General features: G+C 63.4%; 22 protein-coding genes. 11 read left to right on the forward strand and 11 right to left on the reverse strand.

Annotated features, from left to right (window positions below; translation table 11 throughout):
• Window positions 1–91 precede the first annotated feature (91 nt).
• Window positions 92–1,216, forward strand: coding sequence for a lysozyme inhibitor LprI family protein (locus BM222_RS35770; protein WP_092239266.1), 1,125 nt, complete (start codon window positions 92–94; stop codon window positions 1,214–1,216).
• A gap of 178 nt (window positions 1,217–1,394) precedes the next feature.
• Here BM222_RS35770 and BM222_RS35775 read toward each other — a convergent pair whose 3' ends face one another.
• The 6 genes from BM222_RS35775 to BM222_RS35800 form a co-directional block, all read right to left on the reverse strand.
• Complete coding sequence (locus BM222_RS35775) at window positions 1,395–2,594, reverse strand: ABC transporter substrate-binding protein (RefSeq protein WP_092239269.1); 1,200 nt, start codon at window positions 2,592–2,594, stop codon at window positions 1,395–1,397.
• Between the two features lie 73 nt (window positions 2,595–2,667).
• Window positions 2,668–4,503 carry an AMP-dependent synthetase/ligase gene (locus BM222_RS35780; RefSeq protein ID WP_092239271.1) on the reverse strand — a complete coding sequence of 612 codons (1,836 nt, stop codon included), beginning with the start codon at window positions 4,501–4,503 and terminating at the stop codon, window positions 2,668–2,670.
• Window positions 4,504–4,533: 30 nt separating this feature from the next.
• Entirely contained in the window at window positions 4,534–5,322 is a 789-nt protein-coding gene (locus tag BM222_RS35785) for an ABC transporter ATP-binding protein (protein WP_092239273.1), read from the reverse strand.
• Between the two features lie 3 nt (window positions 5,323–5,325).
• Window positions 5,326–6,084, reverse strand: coding sequence for an ABC transporter ATP-binding protein (locus BM222_RS35790; RefSeq protein WP_092239274.1), 759 nt, complete (start codon window positions 6,082–6,084; stop codon window positions 5,326–5,328).
• Complete coding sequence (locus tag BM222_RS35795) at window positions 6,081–7,232, reverse strand: branched-chain amino acid ABC transporter permease (RefSeq protein ID WP_092239276.1); 1,152 nt, start codon at window positions 7,230–7,232, stop codon at window positions 6,081–6,083. The genes BM222_RS35790 and BM222_RS35795 overlap by 4 nt, the downstream gene beginning before the upstream one ends.
• A 4-nt stretch (window positions 7,233–7,236) precedes the next feature.
• Entirely contained in the window at window positions 7,237–8,112 is an 876-nt protein-coding gene (locus tag BM222_RS35800; protein WP_092239278.1) for a branched-chain amino acid ABC transporter permease, read from the reverse strand.
• Between the two features lie 271 nt (window positions 8,113–8,383).
• On the opposite strand from BM222_RS35800, the gene BM222_RS35805 reads away from it, so the two are divergent.
• The 7 genes from BM222_RS35805 (at window position 8,384) to BM222_RS35835 (ending at window position 13,882) form a co-directional block, all read left to right on the forward strand.
• Window positions 8,384–9,133, forward strand: coding sequence for an ABC transporter ATP-binding protein (locus tag BM222_RS35805; RefSeq protein WP_244547387.1), 750 nt, complete (start codon window positions 8,384–8,386; stop codon window positions 9,131–9,133).
• Window positions 9,130–10,656: a permease gene (locus tag BM222_RS35810; protein WP_092239282.1), complete on the forward strand. Its 1,527-nt coding sequence runs from the start codon at window positions 9,130–9,132 to the stop codon at window positions 10,654–10,656. The genes BM222_RS35805 and BM222_RS35810 overlap by 4 nt, the downstream gene beginning before the upstream one ends.
• Before the next feature lie 82 nt (window positions 10,657–10,738).
• Complete coding sequence (locus BM222_RS35815) at window positions 10,739–10,993, forward strand: AbrB/MazE/SpoVT family DNA-binding domain-containing protein (protein WP_092239284.1); 255 nt, start codon at window positions 10,739–10,741, stop codon at window positions 10,991–10,993.
• The gene (locus BM222_RS35820; RefSeq protein WP_092239286.1) at window positions 10,990–11,394 is read left to right on the forward strand and encodes a type II toxin-antitoxin system VapC family toxin; all 405 of its coding nucleotides are present in this window, start codon (window positions 10,990–10,992) and stop codon (window positions 11,392–11,394) included. Before BM222_RS35815 ends, BM222_RS35820 begins: the two co-directional genes overlap by 4 nt.
• Before the next feature lie 60 nt (window positions 11,395–11,454).
• Complete coding sequence (locus BM222_RS35825) at window positions 11,455–12,270, forward strand: MBL fold metallo-hydrolase (protein ID WP_092239289.1); 816 nt, start codon at window positions 11,455–11,457, stop codon at window positions 12,268–12,270.
• A gap of 71 nt (window positions 12,271–12,341) precedes the next feature.
• Complete coding sequence (locus tag BM222_RS35830; RefSeq protein WP_092239291.1) at window positions 12,342–13,286, forward strand: EamA family transporter; 945 nt, start codon at window positions 12,342–12,344, stop codon at window positions 13,284–13,286.
• Between the two features lie 74 nt (window positions 13,287–13,360).
• The gene (locus tag BM222_RS35835) at window positions 13,361–13,882 is read left to right on the forward strand and encodes a hypothetical protein (RefSeq protein ID WP_177243668.1); all 522 of its coding nucleotides are present in this window, start codon (window positions 13,361–13,363) and stop codon (window positions 13,880–13,882) included.
• Between the two features lie 117 nt (window positions 13,883–13,999).
• On the opposite strand, the gene BM222_RS35840 is transcribed toward BM222_RS35835, so the two are convergent.
• The 3 genes from BM222_RS35840 to pcaB all read right to left on the reverse strand — a co-directional run bounded on the left by BM222_RS35840 (window position 14,000) and on the right by pcaB (window position 17,549).
• On the reverse strand, window positions 14,000–14,455 hold the full coding sequence (locus BM222_RS35840; protein WP_092239296.1) for a cupin domain-containing protein: 456 nt from the start codon (window positions 14,453–14,455) through the stop codon (window positions 14,000–14,002).
• Between the two features lie 363 nt (window positions 14,456–14,818).
• Window positions 14,819–16,075, reverse strand: a complete 1,257-nt coding sequence (locus tag BM222_RS35845; protein WP_092239298.1) for an aminopeptidase — start codon at window positions 16,073–16,075, stop codon at window positions 14,819–14,821.
• Window positions 16,076–16,187: 112 nt separating this feature from the next.
• Complete coding sequence (gene pcaB / locus BM222_RS35850; protein ID WP_092239300.1) at window positions 16,188–17,549, reverse strand: 3-carboxy-cis,cis-muconate cycloisomerase; 1,362 nt, start codon at window positions 17,547–17,549, stop codon at window positions 16,188–16,190.
• Window positions 17,550–17,790: 241 nt separating this feature from the next.
• Here pcaB and BM222_RS42930 point away from each other — a divergent pair, with 241 nt between their 5' ends.
• The 3 genes from BM222_RS42930 to BM222_RS35860 all read left to right on the forward strand — a co-directional run bounded on the left by BM222_RS42930 (window position 17,791) and on the right by BM222_RS35860 (window position 19,967).
• Window positions 17,791–17,913, forward strand: a complete 123-nt coding sequence (locus BM222_RS42930) for a hypothetical protein (protein WP_283810286.1) — start codon at window positions 17,791–17,793, stop codon at window positions 17,911–17,913.
• 4 nt (window positions 17,914–17,917) lie between these two features.
• Window positions 17,918–18,151 carry a BA14K family protein gene (locus BM222_RS35855; protein WP_244547388.1) on the forward strand — a complete coding sequence of 78 codons (234 nt, stop codon included), beginning with the start codon at window positions 17,918–17,920 and terminating at the stop codon, window positions 18,149–18,151.
• Between the two features lie 256 nt (window positions 18,152–18,407).
• The gene (locus BM222_RS35860; RefSeq protein ID WP_092239304.1) at window positions 18,408–19,967 is read left to right on the forward strand and encodes a winged helix-turn-helix domain-containing protein; all 1,560 of its coding nucleotides are present in this window, start codon (window positions 18,408–18,410) and stop codon (window positions 19,965–19,967) included.
• Window positions 19,968–20,060: 93 nt separating this feature from the next.
• On the opposite strand, the gene BM222_RS35865 is transcribed toward BM222_RS35860, so the two are convergent.
• Complete coding sequence (locus BM222_RS35865) at window positions 20,061–20,483, reverse strand: GFA family protein (protein WP_092239306.1); 423 nt, start codon at window positions 20,481–20,483, stop codon at window positions 20,061–20,063.
• A gap of 95 nt (window positions 20,484–20,578) precedes the next feature.
• A complete protein-coding gene (gene mddA, locus BM222_RS35870; protein WP_177243669.1) occupies window positions 20,579–21,367 on the reverse strand; it encodes a methanethiol S-methyltransferase in 789 nt (262 codons plus the stop codon).
• Between the last annotated feature and the right edge of the window lies 1 nt (window position 21,368).

The following is a 21,368-nucleotide window of genomic DNA, read 5'->3' on the forward strand; positions in this document are numbered from 1 at the left end:
CTCCATCCGGGCCACCAGTATCCCATCACAAACCCGTTTCGCCACGTGATCCCCGGCGCTAGCATGAGGCCTCTCTGCGGGGGCGAGTGGAATGCGGCTGATCGTGCTCATCGTGCTTGCGCTGCTGGCGTTGCCGGCGGCACCAGGCTTCGCGCAATCCGGTCCATCCGCTCCTTCCCTGTCCGACGGGCTGCCGCAATTCGGCAGGAATAACTGCCAGCAGATCCGCGATCCCAGCAATCAATTGTTCTGCGGCGATGCCGAGCTTGCCGCAGCCGCCGAGAAGCTCTCGACGGCCATCGAGGCGCGGCTCGCCCGCCTGCCCGATCGTCTGCCTGCGATCGAGGAGAATGCGATCTGGAATCGCCAGCGCAATCTCGGCTGCGGCATCGTCGGCCAGACCGCCGTTCGCGTCGAAGATTTCGACCGCGTGAAGGCCTGCCTGCTCAAGGTGACCGAGGATCGCGCCGCGATCGTGCGCGATCCGGATTTCGACTGTCTGGCGGCCAACACCGCCGCCGGCGCGCTGATCTGTGCGGACCCGTCGCTGGCGCTCGCCGAGACCGAGCTCAACAGCCAGGTGCTCGGCCTGATCGGCAAGCTGGACCCGACCGCGGCGCGGTTTGCTTTCGCAGAATACGGCCGCTGGACCCGCGAGCGCGATCGCAAATGCAATCTGGTCGGCAAGGAGAACGTGCCGCCGCAGGAGCTTGGCTCCCCGGAAGATTGCCTCGCCGAATATCTGAAGCGCAAGACCGAGGAGATCGCTGCAGCCAGGGGCGATCCGAAGAAGGTGTTCGGCCGGCAGGTCTCAGCACGCGAGCCCGACGCCGACGCCATCGATTTCTGCGCCGCGCGCATCCACGCTGCCAATTCCTGCGGCAATTTCCTCCGCATCAATCGCGTCTACGCGCTCGACAGCCAGGTGGCCGATCAGGAGGCGCAGGTCACCGGCGAGATCGAGATGGTGGTGCTGGCGCCATTCACCACCTGCAGCCAGGTCGCCTCCACCTGCACCGGCACCTGCTGGGACGCCGGCACCGGCCGTCCGCAACCGGGCGCCGCCAACAAGGAACGCTCCGCAGCGGCTTTCAATGTCACGCGCCGTCTTCGAATCCAGCGCACCTTTGCCTTCGTCAAAGCGGCCGACGGCTGGCGCTGCCGCGAAGACGAGCTGGCGCCGGTGAGCTCGGGGACGGCGGGTGGGGGGTCGTGAGGGCTTCTTCCTTCTCCCCCTGCGGGAGAAGGTGGCGCGAAGCGCCGGATGAGGGGTTGCTTCCACTCGCTCTACTGCTCGTGAGGATAGAGACCCCTCACCCGGCGCGCCGCTTTGCGGCGATCCACCCTCTCCCCAAGGGGAGAGGGTGCACTGAGCACGCGGCGGCAGTCTCAGATCAAAACATCAGATTGTCCTTGACCAGCACCCAGCGGCCGCCCTTGACCTGCTGCACCTGGGTGATGGTGTTGGCCAGATGGTCGGTCTTGGAGAACTTGGTCGGCGGCGAATTGAAGATGTCGAGGAACTTTTCGCCTGATTCCAGTGAATCGAGCATCTTCTGTCCGGTCAGATCCTTGCCGGCCTTGTCTGCGTAGAACGCAAACGTCATCACCGCATTGTAGCCGATGATCGCCTGCGTGTTGGCGTCGGTGCCGAACATCTTCTTGTAGTTGATCAGCCAGTCGTGGACCTTGCCCTTGGCGGTGTCCTCATAGGGAATCTCGAAGCCCGAAGCCGCATAGAGCCCCTCGACCGCCTCCTTGCCGAGCGTCGGCACCTCCAGCACGTTGGTCGGCGTGGCGCCCAGGAAAGTGACGTCCCAGCCGAGCTTCTTCGCCTCGGTCATCGCGCCGATGGTCTCGCGGATCACGGTGCCGAGCACGACGAGATCGCAGCCGTCGGACTTCATCTTGGCGACCTGCGCACTGAAATCGGACGCGCCGCGCTTGTAGCTCGTGATCGAGGCCGGCTGCAGCTTCATTGCCGCGAGCTGCTGGTTGAAGCCGTCGAGCACGTTTTTTCCGTACTCGTCGTCCTGATGCATGATGCAGGGCTTCTGAAAATTCTTCCACTCCATCATGTATTTCAGGGCGGCGCGCGTGCTCTCGACGTAAGGCAGCAGATTGTTGAACTTGAGCCGCTCCTGCGGCTTGGCCGGATCGAACTTGAAGGTGAACTCGGCCGCCGTCAGCGGAAACAGCTGGAGCACGCCGGCATCGAACAGGATATCCTGGGCGGCCAACACCGTCGGCGAGCCCATTGGACCGATCATCGCGAAGATCTTGTCGCGCTCGACCATCTTTTGCGAGGCCAGAACCGCCTTTTTCGGATCATAGCCGTTGTCCTCCAGGACCATCTTGAGCTTGCGGCCCTGGATGCCGCCGGCGGCGTTGATCTCCTCGACTGCCATCTTCATGCCGTTGGAAACAGGCACGCCCCAGACCTTGATCGGCCCCGACAGATCCTGATGGGTACCGATGACGATCTCGTTGGCCGAAATGCCCTCATTGGTGACTTTGGTTTGCGCCAGGGACGGCTGACAGGTGAGTGCGAACGCACTCACAGCTAGGCCGAACGCTTTCAACCACTTCGACATTGTCGTCTCCTCTCCTTAAGGCCGGTATTGCGCGAGCGGCGGGGCCATCACCGCTTCGCTGTTGATTTGCGAGCTAGGCGACCGCCCGCTCGCGATACATCGCGTCGATTTCAGCGGCGTAGCGCTTGTTCACGTAATTGCGTTTCAGCTTCATGGTCGGCGTCAGCTCCTCGTCCTCCGGCGTGAGCTGGCGCTCGATCAGGTCGAATGTCTTGATGGACTCGACACGCGCGAAGCTGGCGTTGACGGCCTCGATCTCGCGCCAGATCAGGTCCCGGATTTCGCCGGCCCGGCACAGGCTGGCGTAGTTGGTGAAGGGAATGTCGTGATCCTGCGCGAACTTCTCGACATTCTCCTGGTCGATCATCACGAGGCAGGTCAGGTACGGCCGCCTGTCGCCGATCACGACGGCATCGGAAATGTAGGGCGAGAATTTGAGCTGGTTCTCGATCTCCGACGGCGTGATGTTCTTGCCGCCCGAGGTGATGATGATGTCCTTCATCCGGTCGGTGATGCGGACAAACCCCTCGTTGTCGATGGTGCCGATATCGCCGGTGTGCAGCCAGCCGCCTACATCGATGGTCTCCGCCGTCTTCTCCGGCTGACTGAGGTAGCCCATGAACAGGAAGTCGCCCCTGATCAGGATCTCGCCGTCGGGGGAGAGCGCGACTTCGCCCCAGGGCACCGCCGTGCCGACCGAGCCGAGCTTGATGCGTTCGGCCGGCATCATGGTCGCGACACCGCAATTCTCGGTCTGGCCGTAGACCTCGTGCATGTCGATGCCGAGCGCGAGATACCAGCGGATCAGATCCGGCGCGATCGGCGCTGCTCCCGTGAAGGCGATGTGGCAACGGTCGAGCCCGATCATGCGGCGGATGTTGCGGAAGACGAGCTGGTAGGCGATGCGGTTGGCGACGCGCAAGCCCAGCGACGGCGTCCGGCCCTCGAGGCGGCAATCGACCATGCGATAGCCGATCTTGATGGCACGGCGGTAGGCCCATTGCTGGAATGCCGTCGCGTCCTTCAGCGCGATGGTGATGGCGGAATAGAATTTTTCCCAGATCCGCGGCACCGCGAGGAAGACGGTCGGTTGCACCTCGCGCAGATTATCGGGCACCGTCTCCGGGCTCTCGGCGAAGTTCATGATCGAGCCGAGCGCAACCGAGACGTAGTAGCCGCCGATGCGCTCGGCGACGTGACAGAGCGGCAGGAAGATCAGCCGGTCCTCGTCCTCGCGCGCCGGGATGAAGTCGTTGGCGTGTCGCATCTGGTGCGTGACGCTGCGGTTGGAATGCATCGCGCCCTTGGGCGGGCCTGTCGTGCCTGACGTGTAGACGAGAACGGCGAGATCGCCGGCGCTGCGGCTGTCGACCATCTCCTGCCACAGCGCCTCGCGGCCGACCATGTGGTCACGCCCGAGCGTGCGAAACTCGTCGAGCGACATCACCATGGCGTCGGAAAAGCCGCCGAGACCCTCCATGTCGAAGACGACGATCCGTTGCAGCGCGGGACAGCGCGCGCGGCAGGCGAGAATCTTGTCGAGCTGCTCCTCGTCTTCGGCGAAGATCACCCGCGTCGTGGAATCATTGAGAAGATATTCGACCTGGGCCGACGCATCGGTCGGATAGATGCCTGACGAGACGCCGCCGGCACACAATATGCCCATGTCGGCGTAGATCCACTCCGGGACGGCGTTGGCGATGATCGAGGCGACGTCGCCGGGCATGAAGCCGCTGGCGCGAAGGCTGTAGGCGATTTCCTTGGAGATCTGCAGCCATTCGCGCCAGCTGGTCGGCTGCCAGATGCCGAACGTCTTCTCGCGGATCGCAGGCCTGTCGCCGCGTATCTCCGCCGCGCGCAAGAAGCTCTTCGCGATCGTATCAGAGACCGTCAGCACCGGTCGGGCCATGCACGTCTCCTCCTTGTCGTATTCACTGGTTCATCGCCACGTCTTCTTCTTTTTCCAGCGCCGCTCGCCTCGCGCGCCTTGCTCCTTGGCGCCAAGGTAGAACTCCTGGATGTCCTTCGAATGCATCAAGCGGTCGCAGCTGTCGTTCATCACCACGCGGCCGATCTCGAGGACATAGCCGTAATGCGCCGTCTCCAGCGCCACGCGGGCATTCTGCTCGACCAGCAGGATCGACATGCCCTGCTCCTCGTTGACGCGGCGGATGATGTTGAAGATCTCCTTCACCAGGATCGGCGACAGGCCGAGCGAGGGCTCGTCGAGCAGCAGGAGCGTCGGCCGGTTCATCAGTGCGCGCCCGATCGCGAGCATCTGCTGCTCGCCGCCGGAGAGCTGGCCGGCCGGCTGGCCGATGCGCTCTTTCAGTCGCGGGAAGTAGCCATAGACCCGCTCCAAATCCTCCGCGACGCCGTCGCGGTCGCGGCGCGGATAGGCGCCCATCATCAGGTTTTCGCGCACCGAGAGGAACGGGAACACCTCGCGCCCCTCGGGCACGTGACTGAGCCCCAAACGCACGATGCGGTCGGCCTCCATGCGCTGGATCGGCTTGCCCATGAACTCGATCGAGCCCTTCTGCGGATCGAGAATGCCCGAGATGGTCTTCAGCACCGTGGTCTTGCCGGCGCCGTTGGCCCCGAGCAGCGTGACGATGCGGCCGCGCGGCACGTCCAGCGAGATGCCGCGGATCGCCATGATCGGCCCGTAATAGCTCTCGATGTTGGAGAGTTTCAGGATGATATCCGGGGCCATGGTCGCATCCATGCGTCAGGCTCCCAGATACGCGGCGACGACGTCGGGATGCTGCTGCACCTCGGCCGCGGAGCCCGTCGCCAGCACGCGGCCGTAATTGAGCGCAATGACGCGGTCGGAGACGCGGTTGACCAGCGACATGTCATGCTCGACCATCAGCACGGTGACGCCGAGCTCGCTCTTCATGTCGCGGATCCAGAACGACATGTCGTCGGTCTCCTCCACGTTGAGCCCCGACGACGGCTCGTCGAGCAGGATCAGCTTCGGCTCCGAGCAGAGCGCACGTGCGAGCTCGATCACCTTGCGGACGCCGTAAGGCAGGCCCGCGATCAATTTATCACGGTATGGCTCCAGATCGAGGAATTCGATCACCTGCTCGACCCGGCGGCGATGCACCTTCTCGTTGGCGCGCACACCGGGCAGAAACAGCAATTCCTGCCAGAGCTGCGTGGTAGAGTGCCGGTGGCGCCCGACCAGGAGGTTCGACAGCACCGTGGCATTCTCGAACAGCTCGATGTTCTGGAAGGTGCGGGCGATGCCGAGCCTTGCGATGTCGTTGGGGGGCTGTTCCGTGATGTCCTGATCCTCGAAGAAGATGCGGCCCGAGGTCGGCCGGTAGATCCGCGAGATCAGATTGAAGATCGAGCTTTTGCCTGCGCCGTTGGGGCCGATGATCGAGAGGATCTCGCCCTTCTCGACCGCGAACGACACCGCGTCGACCGCCTTGAGGCCCCCGAAATGCAGCGACAGGTTTTCGGCGCGGAAATAGCTCATCGGTTCCGCTCCGACTTCACGTAGATCTTCTGTCGCTTGAAGGTCGCGCGCTTGTAGAGCGGGAACAGCTGGAAGAAGAGTTTTATCTTCAGCCAGCGGCCATAGAGGCCGAGCGGCTCGAACAGCACGAACAACATGATGATGATGCCGTAGATCGCGCCCTTCAGACCGTTGAGCGAGGCAAAGGCCGCGACCTTGGACTGGACATTGCCTGCCGTCGCCGGGCCTGCGCCGAAGGTCGCGGCAATGCCGGCGATGACGCCGGGCATGTCGTCCTTGAGGTAGGTCAGGAACGGATCGATCATCACGATGAAGATCGCACCCAGCACGGCCCCGTGCAGGCTGAAGATGCCGCCGATCAGGATCACGATGATGAATTCGATCGAGAGCTGCAGCGTGAACATCTCCGGCGAGATGAAGGAGAGCTTGTGCGCGAACAGCACGCCGGCAAGGCCCGTTATCGCCGCCGAGATCGCAAACGACTTCACCTTGTAGAGCGCGACATTGACGCCCATGCTGCGCGCCGCCGTCTCGCTGTCGCGGATCGCGACGAAGGCGCGGCCCGTCGGCGATCGCAGCAGATTGAGCGTACCGACGATGGTCAACACCAGCACCGCAAGGCAAAGGAAATAGAAGGTCGGGCTGTCGCGCGAGACGGTCACGCCGAGCAGCGACAGTGCCTTGACCCGCAGGCCCTCATTGCCATTGGTGACGCTCTCCCAGCGCGCCAGGATCTCCTCGACGATGAAGGCGAAGGAGATGGTGGCGATGACGAGATAGATGCCCTGGAGCCGCAGTGCGGGAAAGCCGACCAGCGCGCCGACGCAGCCGGTCAGGACGCCGGCGGCGAGGAAATAGACCGGAAACGGCACGTTGTATTTTTGCAGGTAGGCGGCCGTGTAGGCGCCGATCGCCAGGAACGCCGCATGTCCCAGCGAGGCCTGCCCGGTAAAGCCGGTCAGGATCAGCAGCGCCACGCCGACCGTCGCATAGATGCAGACGAAGACGAGCTGGCTCATCAGATAGCTGGAAAGCACGTAAGGCGCGATCAGCAGTGCCGCGAGCAGCAGGCCATAGGAGACGACATAGCCCGAATGCGGAAACAGCCTGATGTCGTCATCATAGTCGGTCTTGAACAGGAAGCGCATGCGTTCAGACCTTCTTGCGCACGTGAAGGCCGAACAGGCCTTCGGGCTTCAGCAGCAGGACCGCCAGCAGCACGACGTAGGGCGCGACGTCCTTCCAGCCCTCGGGCAGATAGAAGCCGGCCATGCTCTCGATCACCCCGATCAGGACGCCGCCGACGACCGCGCCGGGGATCGAGCCGAAACCGCCGAGCACGGCGGCAGGGAAGGCCTTCAGGCCGAGCACGAGGCCGACATTGGAGTGGATGAAGGTGATCGGCGCCAGCAGCACGCCGGCGCAGGTCGCAACCGCCGCGCTGATCGCCCAGACGATGGACACCACGCGCTTGACCGGGATGCCCATGTAGTAGGCCGCCAGCATGTTCTCGGAACTGGCGCGCATCGCGGTGCCGAGCGTGGTCTTGTTGAAGAACAGCCAGAGCAGCGCACAGAGGATGATCGTCGCCGCGATCACCGAGAGCTTGTCATGAGCGAGCACCAGCGAGCCGATGCGCAGCACGCCCCGGCTGAAGGGCGTCTCGATCTTGAAATCGTCGGTCCCCCAGATCATGCCGGCGACCGAGCGCAGGAAATAGCCAAGCCCGATGGTGGCCATGATGATGGAGAATTGCGGATAGCCGAGGATCGGCCGCACCACGATCCGTTCCGCCAGCATGCCGAACAGCGCCATTGCAACCACCGCGCCGGCAAAGCCAACCCAGTAGTTCAGGCCCATCATGCCGATGAAGGTGAAAGCGAAGAAGCCGCCCAGCATCATCAGATCGCCCTGGGCGAAGTTGACGACCTCGGTGGCCTTGTAGACGAGCACGAAGCCGAGGGCGATCAGGCCGTAGACACAGCCGAGCGCAACACCGCTGACCAGCTGCTGAACAAAATCCAGCATCGCCGCGTCCTCCCGATGCAACCAGCGGTTCTTGACGACCGCCCTGCCGCATCTTGTGTCCAGCCGCTACGCAGTCGCTCGGCCGCGAGCGCCATTCGTCCCGGCGCCAATTCAGCCTGAACCCCCGAGTGCTGTCAACAAAGGTGGCTTGCTAGGTGTCGTGCCTTTAGTCCAAGGTGGAGGCCGGAATTGGGGAGCGGCGCGATTCACGAGGCCGAAACATCTTCAGGTCATGGTCGCGGCCGATGCAAAACCGGATGGTGTAGCCGTGATGAAGCGGGACAGCTCGGCGTTGGAAGTCCGAGGGTTAACGAAGCGTTTTGACCGTTTGGCGGTCGACAGCCTCGATCTCACCATCCACGCCGGCGAGTTCTATGCGCTGGTCGGCCCGAACGGCGCCGGCAAGACCACCACTTTGCGCATGGTTGCCGGCCTGTTGCGGCCCGACGACGGCGGCGTCTCGATCTTCGGCATCGATGCGCTTCAAAACCCCGTGGCGGCCAAGCAGGTGATGGCGTGGGTCTCCGACGAGCCCATGATCTATGACAAGCTGACGCCGCTTGAGTACCTCGAATTCGTCGCCGGCCTCTGGGGCATTGCGCCGTCGGTCTCGAAACCGGTCGCCGAGGAGCTTCTGGCTTCGCTCGGGCTCGAGCCGCACCGGCACGAACGCTGCGAAGGCTTCTCCAAGGGCATGCGCCAGAAAGTGGCGCTGGCCGGCGCGCTGGTGCACGATCCCCGCCTCATCATTCTCGACGAGCCGCTGACGGGACTCGATGCCGTCTCGGCGCGGCATGTGAAGGGACTGCTCGGCGAGCGCGTATGCGCCGGCTGCACCGTCATCATGACGACGCACATTCTCGAGGTCGCCGAGCGCATGGCCGATCGCATCGGCGTGATCGCCGCGGGACGCCTGGTCGCCGAGGGCACGCTGACCGAGCTGCGCCAGCAGAACGGCCATGCCGACACCAGCCTGGAAGATCTCTTCATTGCGCTGGTCACGCTTCCGGAAGCCGCATGAGCTCGGCAACCGCGCTCTCCTGGTTTGCCCGTCACGAGCTCCGGCTCGCCTGGCGCGAATGGTTCGCCATGATGACGGGCGGGCGGCGCCGGCGGGCCCGCGCAGCCGTGATCGGCCTGCTGTTCTTCGCCGCACTGTTGCACGTGCCGGCATGGGCGGTGATCGGCCGCTTCGCCAATCTGCAATTGCCGCTCGACAAATCCTCGCTGATCGTGATCTCGGCGACGATCCTGCTCGCCTGGACCTTGATGCTGTCGCAGGCGATCGAATCGGTGACGCGGGTGTTTTACGCCCGCGCCGATCTCGACCTGATCATGTCCTCCCCCGCAACGCTCGCCAATCTGTTCTCCGTGCGCATCGCCGCGATCGCACTCACCGTGACGGTGATGGCGCTGCTGTTCGCGACGCCTTTCATCGACGTGCTTGTCATCGGCGGCGGCGCACGGTGGCTTGCGGCGTTCGGCGTCGTCGTCGCGATGGGCCTGTCGGCGGCGGCGATCGCGATTGGGGTGACCATTCTGCTGTTCCGCCTGATCGGCCCGTCGCGGACGCGCTTCGTCGCCCAGATCCTGGCCGCGATCATCGGCGCCGGTTTCGTGATCGCGCTCCAGGTCGCCGCGATCATCTCCTATGGCACGCTGTCGCGCTTCACCATCCTGACCTCAGGCACCCTCGCTGCCCACGCGCCTGATCTCGACAGCATCTGGTGGGGCCCCGCGCGAGCGGCCATGGGGGACGGCGAGGCGCTGCTGCTGCTCCTCGCGCTCGGGCTGGTGCTGCTCGGATGCGTGAGGGCCATGTTCTCGGGCCGCTTCGCCGACACCGCGATCGAGGCTGCGGCGTACGGCACATCCAGCCGCAAGCGCACAAAGGAGCGCCCGTTCCGGGGCGGCTCCCGACAACGGTCTCTGCGACGCAAGGAGTTCATGCTGCTCTGGCGCGATCCCTGGCTGATCTCGCAGACCCTGATGCAGCTGCTCTATCTGGTGCCCCCGGCGTTGTTGCTCTGGCGCAGTTTTGGCGACAGTTCCGCGGCGCTGACGCTGATCACGCCCGTCATCGTGATGGCGGCAGGACAGCTCGCCGGCGGGCTCGCCTGGCTGACGATCTCAGGCGAGGACGCGCCCGACCTGGTCGCGACCGCGCCGCTGACGTCCTCGAGCGTCATTCGCGCCAAGATCGAGGTGGTGCTGATCGCGATCGCCGCTATGTTCAGTCCGCTGGTTGCGGCGCTGATCTTCGCTTCACCATCCCAGGCTGCGATCACCGCCGCCATCATCCTCGTCAGTGCGGCCTCCGCAACCGCGATCCAGCTCTGGTTCCGCGTCCAGGCCCGGCGCAGCCAGTTCCGCCACCGTCAGACCTCGTCGCGGCTTGCGACCATTGCCGAGGCCTTCTCCTCGATCGGCTGGGCCGCGACCGCCGCCCTGCTGCTCACGCTGCCGACCGCCGGCATCGTCAGCGGCCTGATCACGGCGGGCCTGGTTGCGACGACCTGGAAGTTCAGCCCAAGGCGGGAGTGAGTGATCCCGGCTCGGCGCCCCTTGAAAGTAAGGATAAATTGCCTTACCTATGGGTGACTTTCATGCATCGAGTATTCCATCCATGGGCACGCTCACCGTCACGGCAAAGGGCCAGGTTACTTTGCGAAAGGATCTCCTGGAGCACCTCGGTGTCCAGGCGGGCGACAAGATTTCGATCGAAAAGCTTCCCGGGGGGCGAGTTGAGGTGAAGGCGGCTCAGCCGACCGGAAAGATTTCGGATGCCTTCGGCTTCCTGAAAGGAAAAACGAACGGTCGGTCGCTGTCCATCGAAGAGATGAATGAGATCATTGCCGATGGCTGGGCCGGCAAGCGATGAAGATAACACCCGACACCAACATCCTAGTACGGGTTCTGGTCGGGGATAACGCCGAACAGAGCAAGGCCTCCGAAGCCCTGCTCGGGAAAGCAGACGTAGTCGCCATCTCGATCTCCGCATTGTGCGAATTGGTCTGGGTCCTCTCGCGGGGCTACAAAACCTCGGCTGTGAATATCGCCGCTTCGATCCGGCACTTGATCAATGCATCAAATGTAGTCGTCAATCGGTCCGTCGCCGAAGCCGGGTTGGCGCTTCTCGACGCTGGCGGCGATTTCGCCGACGGCGTTATCGCCCACGAAGGCAGCTGGCTTGGAGCAGAGGTCTTCGTGTCGTTCGACAAAAAGGCTGTGAAGCTGATCGAGGCAAACGGCGGAATGGCGCGGCTGGCTAGTACCACATGACCCGAGGATAGTTCGGAGATATACTTGCAAGATCGTCGATAATTCGCGGACGGTCTAGTGATGTCTCGATTATTGCTGACAGCGCTTGCGTTTCTCACTTGGCTGACCACGCCCACCCTCGCCCAGCAGCCGCCCCAGCGTAGCGAATGCCTGGCGATGGCGAATGCCGCACCTCGCGCCATGCCGGTCGCCTTGCGGCAGGCGGCCGCAGCGCCGGAGGTCGAGATCAGCTATGCCGGCCACTCCACCTATTTCATCGACACGCCCGGTGGCGTGCGGATCGCGACCGATTACAGTGGCGCCTATCAGGTCGGGCGTTTGCCCGACGTCGTCACCATGAACCGGGCCCACAGCACGCATTACACGCTCAATCCGGACAAGCGCATTCCGCATGTGCTGCATGGCTGGGGCGAGGACGGCAAGCCGGCCGTCGTGTCGGAGCGCATCGGCGACACTTTCATTCGCAACGTCACGACCGATATCCGCCGCTATTTTGGCGACGATTCCGGCGCGGACATGATCCGCGACGGCAATTCGATCTTCATCTTCGAGGTCGCTGGCCTCTGCATCGGTCATCTCGGCCATTTGCACCACAAGCTCGACGACAGCCATTTCGCCCAGATCGGGCGCCTCGACATCGTGATGGTGCCGATCGACGGCACCTACACGATGTCGCTCGACGGCGTCTCTGAGATCACCAAACGCTTGCGCGCTTCGGTGGTGCTGCCGATGCACCGCTTTGCGACTCCGCTCGACGAGTTCATGCGCCGCATCGGCCAGCAATTCGAGATCGATCGCCGCACCGAGCGCGCGTTGCGGATCTCGCGTGATACGCTGCCGGCGACCCCGACCGTGATCATCCTCGAAGGCGTTTGATCTGCAAAACCGGAACGCATGAACCTGCTCCGACTTGATGGCTTCGAGATCATCTTCGGATCGGAGCAATCATGAGTAGAAAGTTGCTGGTTGTCGGAGCATTCGCAGCCATTTATCTGCTGTGGGGTTCCACCTATTTCGCGATCACGCTGGGACTGAAATCCATCCCGCCATTTCTGCTGATGGCACTTCGCTCGTTTTGCGGCGGCGTCGTCTTGCTGGCGATGAGCGGCCGTCAGATCGCCAGCGTCTCCCTTCGGGCGTGGATCGGCGCGAGCCTGTGCGGGCTGCTGTTCTTTGTGGGTTGCCATGGTGTGCTCGCCTTCGCGCAGCAATCGGTTCCTTCAGGGGTGGCCGCGATCGTGCTCGCCACCATTCCGTTCTGGATCCTGTTGATTGATTTGTTGGTCCCGGGCGCGCAGCGGCCAAGGGCGCCTGCCCTGCTCGCACTCGTGCCGGGCTTCTTCGGCGTTGGGCTGGTGGCATGGCAAAATGTCCAGCAGGCCGGCATCAGCATCTTGCCGGTCGTCTTGCTGCTGGCTGCGGCGCTGTCATGGTCGGTCGGCACCGTCCTGTCCCGGAGCATGTCGAAACAGGCGTCTGCCATTCTGCTTTCCGGCATGCAGCTTTCGATCGGTGGCCTCGTGTTGTTCGCGATCAGCTCGCTGACGGGGGAGATCGCAAGCTTCAGGCCAGGGGATGTCTCCCTGATCTCGCTTGCAGCTGCGCTCTGGTTGATCATTTCCGGAAGCGCGATCGGATTCGTCGCCTATAATTGGCTACTGGAAAACGTCTCGACCTCGCTGGTGTCGACCTACACCTTCGTCAATCCCGTCATCGCCGTGCTGCTCGGCACCCTCGTGCTGGGCGAGCCGTTCTCGCGCATGATGCTGCTTGGCGCAGGCCTCGTCATCATCTCCGTCATCGTCATCTGGCGCGCGGAACGCTCGGAGAGCCGCCGGACGATCCACAAGGCCGAGCGGGGCGTGAGACATCTCTCCCTGCACAAGACCTGAGGACGTCGGACGGCAATTTTCTCCAAGTCGGCTATCGGCCGAACGTGCTGATCTCCCGCCAACAGGAGATCGACATGACCGACTTCAAGAGATTGCTGCACGCTGACGGACCCAACCCCGAGCATGCCGCGGCGCTGCAGCTCTACGGCCGCTTCATCGGGGATTGGGACGCCGAGATCACCGCCCACGGGCCTGACGGCGGGACGCACACCGCACCGGGCGAAATTCATTTCGGCTGGGTGCTGGAAGGACGCGCCGTGCAGGACGTCTGGATCATTCCGCGGCCTGCGGGCGCGGCCGCCTTTCCGGTCGCAGGCAATTGGTACGGCACGACGCTTCGGGTCTACGATCCCGGCATTTCGGCGTGGCGGATTTCCTGGTTCGATCCCGCCCGCTCGGTATTCCGCCAGCAGATCGGCCGCGCACGTGGTGAGGACATCGTGCAGGAAGGCACGACCGAAACCGGCGAGCTCACGCGCTGGAGCTTCGTCGACATCACACATGATTCGTTCCACTGGCTCGGCGAGGTCAAGCCTGCCACGACAACCGATTGGCGGCTGGTGGTCGATGTGAGGGCGACACGGCGGAAGGGCTGACGAGAACACGGCCGCGCTTGCCACGGAGCCAGGCGCCGTCCAGCCGCGAAAGAGGGGACGGGACGTTGGTCCCGCCCCCTCTTCCGTCGTGGCCGCTGGGAAGCGTCCTTTGAAAGATTAGCCGGCGCCCATGAGGGTCGCGGGGCTGCGTTCGCCGGGCGAGAGAAACATCCGCTTCAGCTTGTTGACGACGCGGATCATGAAGCCGATGACGGCCGGGTTTGTCTTGCGGCAGAAAGCGATTTTCTTGACGTGGCCTTCGACATGCCATTTGGCATGCGCGCCATCGCGGAAGAAAATGACGTCGCCGACTCCATACCGCTTGGGCGGGAGCCCGTCGCTCTCCAAAACGATCGATCCTTCCAGGATCATGATGGTCTCGTCGAAATCGTAGTACCAGTTGAAGCGGCCTTCGGTGCAGGACCAGATGATGGTGGAGGATGTGCCGTCCGAGCTGGTCGACAGGATGTGCGAACGGGAGACCGGAGTGCCCTCGATGATCCAGGCCGGCTCGATCGGCCGCAGCTCCAGGTCGACGTTGCAACTAGCGATTTCAATCAATGCGGGCGGCATCTGTTTCCCCAGGATATCATTAAGTATGGCCGGGTCTCGGCCCGGATTGTCTCGAAAGATGGGGGAACGCTAGTAGCCTGTTTTTAATTCTTTCTTACACGGGCCCCGAAAATCAGCCACAAGTTGCAGATGCGAAATGGTTAGCGTCCGGATTCCCTGCAAATTCGCACACATGAGCCCTTCTTTTCGGGGGGTGCGACAAAGTGCGCGACGTCAACGAGGCGAGAGAGGAAATCCCCGGCAATCCGGGCGAGGGGACGCGGCACCCAGTGAGAGCAGAAGCCCTCACCCGGATCGCATCTTGCGATGCGACCCGACCGCTGCCTACGGGAGAGGTGAAGAGCCCGCGCGCACGAGCGTCGGTTACTTCGCCCACTCGCCCTTGCGGAACACCGGCACCTTGCTGCCGTCGGCCAAAATGCCGTCGATGTCGGTCTCGGCCGAGCCGATCATCCAGTCGATATGGATCAGGCTTTGATTGCCGCCTTGGGCTGCGATCTGCTGCGGCGTGAGCTGCGCGCCGTTGATGAAGCATTTCGAATAGCATTGGCCGAGCGCGATGTGGGACGCCGCGTTCTCGTCGAACAGCGTGTTGTAGAACAACAGCCCGCTCTGCGAGATCGGCGAGGAATGCGGCACCAGGGCCACCTCGCCGAGGCGCCGCGCGCCCTCATCGGTGTCGAGCACCTTGTTCAGCACCTCCGCGCCGCGCGAGGCCTTTGCGTCGATGATCTTGCCGTCCTCGAAGCGCACCGCGATGTTGTCGATCAGCGTGCCCTGGTAGGACAGCGGCTTCGAGCTCACGACATGGCCGTAGACCCGCCGGCAATGCGGCGTCGTGAAGACCTCCTCGGTCGGAATGTTGGCGTTGCAGCTGATCCCGTTCTTGGCGAGCGAGGCACCACCTTCCCATTCATGGCCATCGGCAAGCCCGATGGTGAGGTCGGTGCCGGGCCCCGAATATTGCAGCGCGCGGAATCGCTGGCCGTTGAGCCAGTTGGTGCGCTCGCGCAGCACCGCATTGTGGCCCGCCCAATTGGCCATCGCATCCTCGCGGTCGACGCGGGAGGCCGCGAAGATCGCATCCGCGAGCTTGCCGATCGCCACCTCTTCCGAATCATCAGGGAAGACCTGCTTCGCCCAGGTCGGGCTCGGATAGGCGATGATGTTCCAGTTGGTGTCGAAATTGACGATCTTTTCCAGCGCCGGCTGATAGGCGATGGAATTGGCCTTGCTGGCGCGCGCCACCTTGGCCGGATCCTCGTTCGACAGCAGCATCGGGTTGTCGCCGACGATGGCGAGACGCGCGGTGTTGTCCGAGAATGCTTTCGCCATCCCTTCGTAGAGCCAGTTGGCGGCGCGATCAAAACTGTTGTCATGGCCGTGGCGATAGCGCGCCAGCGTCATCTCCTCGTCGGAAAGAATCGGCGTCACGATGCCGGCGCCGGCCTTGTAGGCGTGCGCGGCGATTCGGCGCACCAGCGGCAGCGCGATCGCGGGGGCCGTCAACAGAAGGTCCTGTCCCGGCCGCAAGCCCAATCCAACCTTCACCGCGACCTCGGCCAGCCGGTCGAGTTTCGCGGGATCGATGGAAGTGGCGAATGTGCGTTGATCGGTCATGCCGGGTCCTCTGTCGAATTCTCACGTTCAATCTAAGTCTAGCATCACGAGGCACAAGTGCGCGAGCGCCTTGCGAGACGTGAAAGATACGGAGTTTCGTGCAGTTTGGTTTTCAACGCGTTGCCGATTTGAGCACCCGATCGACCATGGCAGGCGCAAGGCCAAGGTAATTTTTCGGTGAAGTGAGGGCCTCGATGCTGGCGCGATCCATTCCGGTCGCGACGCGCGGATCGGCCGACAGCGCATCGGCCAGGCTGATGCCCTTCTGGTTGGCGAGCCGGCAGGCGTCGTAGACCACGTCGTGCGCGTCTTGCCGGCCGATCTGCGGCGCGAGCCCCATCATGACCGCTTCGGCCACGATCAGACCGCGACTAAGGGCGAGGTTGTCGTCCATCTTCTTCTCGTCCACGATCAGACCCGCCAGCGCGAACTTGGCCTGGTGCAGTGCGCCGGCGGTCAGCACGAAACTTTCGGGGATCGCCATCCATTCGGCGTGCCACGGACCGGTCGCGCGCTCGAAATCCTGCACCATGGCGTCCAACATCAGACCAGCCTGCTGCCGCACCGCCTTGGATGCGGCAAGCATCAGTTCCGACGAGATCGGATTGCGTTTCTGCGGCATGGTCGAGGAGGCGCCGCGGCCCTTGACGAAAGGCTCGTAGACCTCGGCGAATTCGGTCGAGGCCATGATCATGATGTCGAGCGCGATCTTGCCGAGCGAACCGGTGACGAGCGCAAGGAAATTCACCGCCTCGGCGAATCCGTCGCGTGCGACGTGCCATGTCGAGGGGGGCACACCGAGCTTCAGCTCGGCGCAAAGCGCCTCCTGCACCTCGAAGCCCTTGTCGCCGAGCGAGGCCAGCGTGCCGGCCGCGCCGGCGAACTGCCCGACCAGCACGCGCGGCTTCAGTTGCGCGAGACGCTCGGCGTGGCGGTCGAACATCGCAAGCCAAATCGCGGCCTTGTAGCCGAACGTCACCGGCAGCGCTTGCTGGAGATGGGTACGTCCGGCCATCGGCGTGTCGCGATGGCGCCGCGAGAGGTCGGCGAGAATTTTTCGCAACTCCGCGATATCGCGCTCGATGATCACGAGCCCGGCGCGCAATTGCAGCACCACGGCGGTGTCCATGATGTCCTGCGTGGTCGCGCCCCAATGCACGTAGCGGCCGGCCTCGCCGCATTGCTTCGCCATCTGGTGCACCAGCGGCAGGATCGGATAGCCGACGATGTCGGTCTCCTGCCGCAACAGATCAAAATCGAACGCGGCAACATCGGTCCGCGCCGCGATCTGGTCGGCAGCTTGTTGCGGAATCACGCCGCATCGCGCCTCCGCTTTCGCGAGCGCCACTTCGACCTCGGCGTAACGCGCCACCAGCGCGACATCGGAAAACACCTCGCGCATTTCCGGCGTGCCGAAGGCATCGCGGAACAGCATGGAATCGAGCACGGTTGTCGAGGCGGTCAAGGCGGGCATGGGCGCTTCTTTGTGGGCTGTGGTTTTGAAGGGGAGAGCTTACGCGGGCCGTGGCGTTGGGCAATGAACATTCACGGTTCGTCACACAATCAACGTCGTCCTGGCGAACGCCCAACGCCGTTCTTGCGGGCGCAATGACGGCGACTGCGTTCCTGTCCAAACTTTAATTCAGCGCGCTACTCCCTGCACTATCCCTTGTCGCGCGGCACGAATGCCGCCGCATGACGAGGAGACCTCAAGGTTGAAATCGTTTCCCTACGTTGCTGGCACCTCCCTGCTGGCCGGCCTGTCGGCTGCGACATTGACCGCGGCATCGGCGGCGCCGATCGGCCAGCGGCTGACAGGCCGCACCTGGCCAGATTGAGCAGGTGCGTTGGTACGGACATCGCTGCTGGGGCTGGGGCGGCGGCGCATTCGTCGGCGGGCTCGCGGCCGGCGCGATCATCGGCGGCGCGGTCGCCGCGCCCTATTGCTACGGGTCACCTTATTACTATGCACCGGCCTATCCGCCGCCGCCCGCAGCTTACGGGCCTCTCCCGGAGGGCGACGTTCAATACTGCTTGCAGCGCTACAAGTCCTACAATCCGAACACCGGCACGTAGCTCGGCAACGACGGCCGGCGCCATCCCTGCCCGTGACCCGTAAGCCGCAGTTCCGGCCATCGCCGGATGCCGCGACAATCTGACCACGACCGTCACAGTCCAGCTCAGGGCGATGCGCCTTCCGTGCCAATGGCATAGCAGCCATCCGATGATTGCGGTGAACCGAGGAGACCTTCCCGCCGACTCACAGAATTCAAGTCGAAAATTCATTTGATTTCATGATCGCCTGAAGTCGCCGCGAGCCCTGAGTTTTGACGTGCAGTTTCTGTTCCGGGACCATCTTCTCGACACCGACTTGCGCGAGCTGAGCCGCGAGCAGGTTCCGGTTGCCGTGGAACCGCAGGTCTTTGACCTTGTCGTCCATCTCATGGAAAACCGCGACCGCGTCGTCACCAAGGACGAGCTGATCGACAAGATCTGGCACGGCCGCAGCGTCTCCGAATCGACATTGACCAGCCGGATCAATGCCGCGCGCAAGGCGATCGGCGACAATGGCGCGAACCAGGCGCTGATCCGTACTATCGCGCGCAAGGGATTTCGCTTCGTCGGCAGTGTCGAGACCAAGTCCGGGACGATAACGGTGGAACCGCGCCGCAGCGTCACACCGTCGCAGCCCGCACTCGTGCCCCCGGACCGCCCGGCGATCGCCGTGCTACCCTTCACCAATATGAGCGGCGATCGCGAGCAGGATTATTTCTCGGACGGCATCAGCGAAGACATCATCACCGCACTGTCGAAGCTGCGCTGGTTCTTCGTCGTCGCGCGCAACTCCTCTTTTGTCTACAAGGGCCGCGCCGTGCATCTCCGGGAGATCGCGCGCGAGCTCGGCGTCCGCTATGTGCTCGAAGGCAGCGTCCGGCGAAGTGGCGATCGCGTGCGCATTTCCGCCCAGCTCAACGACGCCTCGACCGGCAGCCATCTCTGGGCCGAGCGCTACGACCGCGAGCTCGCCGACATCTTTGCCGTACAGGACGAGATCACGGAAGCCATCGTCGCCGCGATCGAGCCGCAGCTCTACGCTGCCGAGAGTTTTCGCGCCCAGCAGAAGCCGCCAGGCAGTCTCGACGCCTGGGACTTCCTGATGCGCGCGCTGTCGCGCTACTGGCGCATCACGCGCGAGGACAATGCGTCGGCGCAGGCGCTGCTCGGGAAGGCAATCGCGATCGATCCCGCCTATGGCAAGGCGCTGGGCTTGCTCGCGACCAGCCACATCTTCGGTGCCCATATGGGCTGGGCCGACATGGGCGCGACTGTCCCCGTCGCGGAAGCCGCGGCGCTCGCGGCCGTGGAGGCCGATCGCGATGATGCCTGGGCCCATCACGGCCTCGCCTACACTTATCTGTTCTGCCGTCGCTTCGACGATGCGCTGGCGGAATTCGAGCTGGCCCTGACTCTCAATCCGAACTTCGCGATGGCGCACGCCTTCTACGGCGTCACCCTGTGCTACGTCGGACGGTGGCAGGACGGCGATGCCGCCGCACGCCACGCGCTGCAGCTCAGCCCGCGCGATCCGCTCGCCGCGATCTATTGCGGTGTGGCGGGCTACGCCCAGTTCATCGGGCACAATTACGAGGACGCCATGCAGATGGCTCGGGAATCGATGCGGCAGCGGGCCGATTTCGTCGGCGCGCATCGCGTCATGGCTGCGGCTGCCGGCATGTCAGGTGACCCCGCACTTGCTGCTTCCGCGCTGGAAGGATTGCGCCGCGCCCAGCCCGGCATCTCGCTCGCCTGGATCACGCGGGAGCTGCCGATGCTGCGGGAAGAGGACCGCGCGCATTATCTGGAAGGATTTCGACGCGCGGGAATGAAGTGAGGTTTCCCCTCACCCTTCGCGCCCGAGACGACGCTTCGCATCGCTCGGGCGCGTCGGCCGTTCCGCGCAGGCATGGAGAGGGAAACAATAACCCTACTCCTGCATCATCTCGCCACTGCCGCCGAACTCGGCGGGGAAATCCTTCAGCTTGGGCAGGCCGTCCCGTATCGGCAGCACCGTCTCGGAATAGTTGACATGAACGCCGGGTTGGAAGGCGAGCGTCGGGATGGTGGCGGTGAATACGTCGATCAAATCGAGCGGCGGGTGATTGGTCATCAGATGACCGCCGCATTTCCTGCAATATTTCCGCTCGCTGAGCGGAGTCTTGGCGAAGGTCTCGACGTTCTGCGCGCCTTCGGTGATGCGCACGGCTTCTGGCTTCCACAGGCTGAAGGCGTTCACCGGTCCGCCCGACCACGAGCGGCAGGAACGGCAATGGCAATAGCCCATCGCTTCCGGCGCGCCGGTGACCTCGACCGTGACTGCGCCACAGAAGCAGCGTCCGACATGTTTCATCTTGGTTATCTCCTGAGATGGAAATTGGGATCGCATTTCTTTTAGTCCGGCTGCGCGTTCTCCATTCGGCGGACGCACAGCCAAGGACGCGGCAGCTAGACTGATCGGCGCCAGGGAATAAGCATCGACACCCGTTGTTTGTACTGCCGGTATTCGTCGCCGAAGAGATCTGTGAGATCGTGCTCCTCCAGCGCAATACCGACGAGGATATAGCCGGTGGTCACGGCCGCGAACAGCAGATGGCCAGCGGTCATGGTCGGCGCCGCCCAGAAGGCGATGATGAAGCCGAGATAGATCGGATGACGGACGAATCTGTAGAGCAGTGGCGTCTTGAACCGCGCCGGCCCGGTCTGCTTGCCGACGAGATGGTTGGTCACCTGATGCAGGCCGAACAGTTCGAAATGATTGATCATGAAGGTCGAGGTGAACACCAGCACCCAGCCCGTGAACGACAGCGTGACCAGCGTCACGGCAAGATCGGGACTGTCGACGTCCCATACGACCGCCGGGAGCGGACGCCACTGCCAGAACAGGAGGAGCAATGACAGGCTCGCGAACAGGACGTAGGTCGATCGCTCGACCGGCTTGGGGACGAACTGCGTCCACCACGCCTTGAAGCGTCGGCGCGCCATCACGCTGTGTTGAACGGCGAACAGCGCCATCAGTAGCAAATTGATGATCACGGCTTCGGCGCTCGGCGTGTCGGTTCCCGTGTCGATGGTCTTCGGCACCACCAGCCCCATCACAAAGCCGACGGCATAAAGAATGGTGACGAAAAACACGAGATACGCCGCAATTCCGTAAAGGAAGGCGATGAACTTGAAAATGCGTGAGCCCGTAACCTCCGGGCCTATGGAATCAACCTGATGATCGAGTTGGGTCATA

It is taken from the genome of Bradyrhizobium sp. Gha (assembly GCF_900113735.1).
GTDB lineage: Bacteria > Pseudomonadota > Alphaproteobacteria > Rhizobiales > Xanthobacteraceae > Bradyrhizobium.

What these genes read in the sequence shown, in the direction of transcription:
- BM222_RS35770 (WP_092239266.1), top strand. Translation starts at nt 92, where the DNA reads ATGCGGCTGATCGTGCTCATCGTGCTTGCGCTGCTGGCGTTGCCGGCG.
- BM222_RS35775 (WP_092239269.1), bottom strand. Translation starts at nt 2,594, where the DNA reads ATGTCGAAGTGGTTGAAAGCGTTCGGCCTAGCTGTGAGTGCGTTCGCA.
- BM222_RS35780 (WP_092239271.1), bottom strand. Translation starts at nt 4,503, where the DNA reads ATGGCCCGACCGGTGCTGACGGTCTCTGATACGATCGCGAAGAGCTTC.
- BM222_RS35785 (WP_092239273.1), bottom strand. Translation starts at nt 5,322, where the DNA reads ATGGATGCGACCATGGCCCCGGATATCATCCTGAAACTCTCCAACATC.
- BM222_RS35790 (WP_092239274.1), bottom strand. Translation starts at nt 6,084, where the DNA reads ATGAGCTATTTCCGCGCCGAAAACCTGTCGCTGCATTTCGGGGGCCTC.
- BM222_RS35795 (WP_092239276.1), bottom strand. Translation starts at nt 7,232, where the DNA reads ATGCGCTTCCTGTTCAAGACCGACTATGATGACGACATCAGGCTGTTT.
- BM222_RS35800 (WP_092239278.1), bottom strand. Translation starts at nt 8,112, where the DNA reads ATGCTGGATTTTGTTCAGCAGCTGGTCAGCGGTGTTGCGCTCGGCTGT.
- BM222_RS35805 (WP_244547387.1), top strand. Translation starts at nt 8,384, where the DNA reads ATGAAGCGGGACAGCTCGGCGTTGGAAGTCCGAGGGTTAACGAAGCGT.
- BM222_RS35810 (WP_092239282.1), top strand. Translation starts at nt 9,130, where the DNA reads ATGAGCTCGGCAACCGCGCTCTCCTGGTTTGCCCGTCACGAGCTCCGG.
- BM222_RS35815 (WP_092239284.1), top strand. Translation starts at nt 10,739, where the DNA reads ATGGGCACGCTCACCGTCACGGCAAAGGGCCAGGTTACTTTGCGAAAG.
- BM222_RS35820 (WP_092239286.1), top strand. Translation starts at nt 10,990, where the DNA reads ATGAAGATAACACCCGACACCAACATCCTAGTACGGGTTCTGGTCGGG.
- BM222_RS35825 (WP_092239289.1), top strand. Translation starts at nt 11,455, where the DNA reads ATGTCTCGATTATTGCTGACAGCGCTTGCGTTTCTCACTTGGCTGACC.
- BM222_RS35830 (WP_092239291.1), top strand. Translation starts at nt 12,342, where the DNA reads ATGAGTAGAAAGTTGCTGGTTGTCGGAGCATTCGCAGCCATTTATCTG.
- BM222_RS35835 (WP_177243668.1), top strand. Translation starts at nt 13,361, where the DNA reads ATGACCGACTTCAAGAGATTGCTGCACGCTGACGGACCCAACCCCGAG.
- BM222_RS35840 (WP_092239296.1), bottom strand. Translation starts at nt 14,455, where the DNA reads ATGCCGCCCGCATTGATTGAAATCGCTAGTTGCAACGTCGACCTGGAG.
- BM222_RS35845 (WP_092239298.1), bottom strand. Translation starts at nt 16,075, where the DNA reads ATGACCGATCAACGCACATTCGCCACTTCCATCGATCCCGCGAAACTC.
- pcaB (WP_092239300.1), bottom strand. Translation starts at nt 17,549, where the DNA reads ATGCCCGCCTTGACCGCCTCGACAACCGTGCTCGATTCCATGCTGTTC.
- BM222_RS35865 (WP_092239306.1), bottom strand. Translation starts at nt 20,483, where the DNA reads ATGAAACATGTCGGACGCTGCTTCTGTGGCGCAGTCACGGTCGAGGTC.
- mddA (WP_177243669.1), bottom strand. Translation starts at nt 21,367, where the DNA reads ATGACCCAACTCGATCATCAGGTTGATTCCATAGGCCCGGAGGTTACG.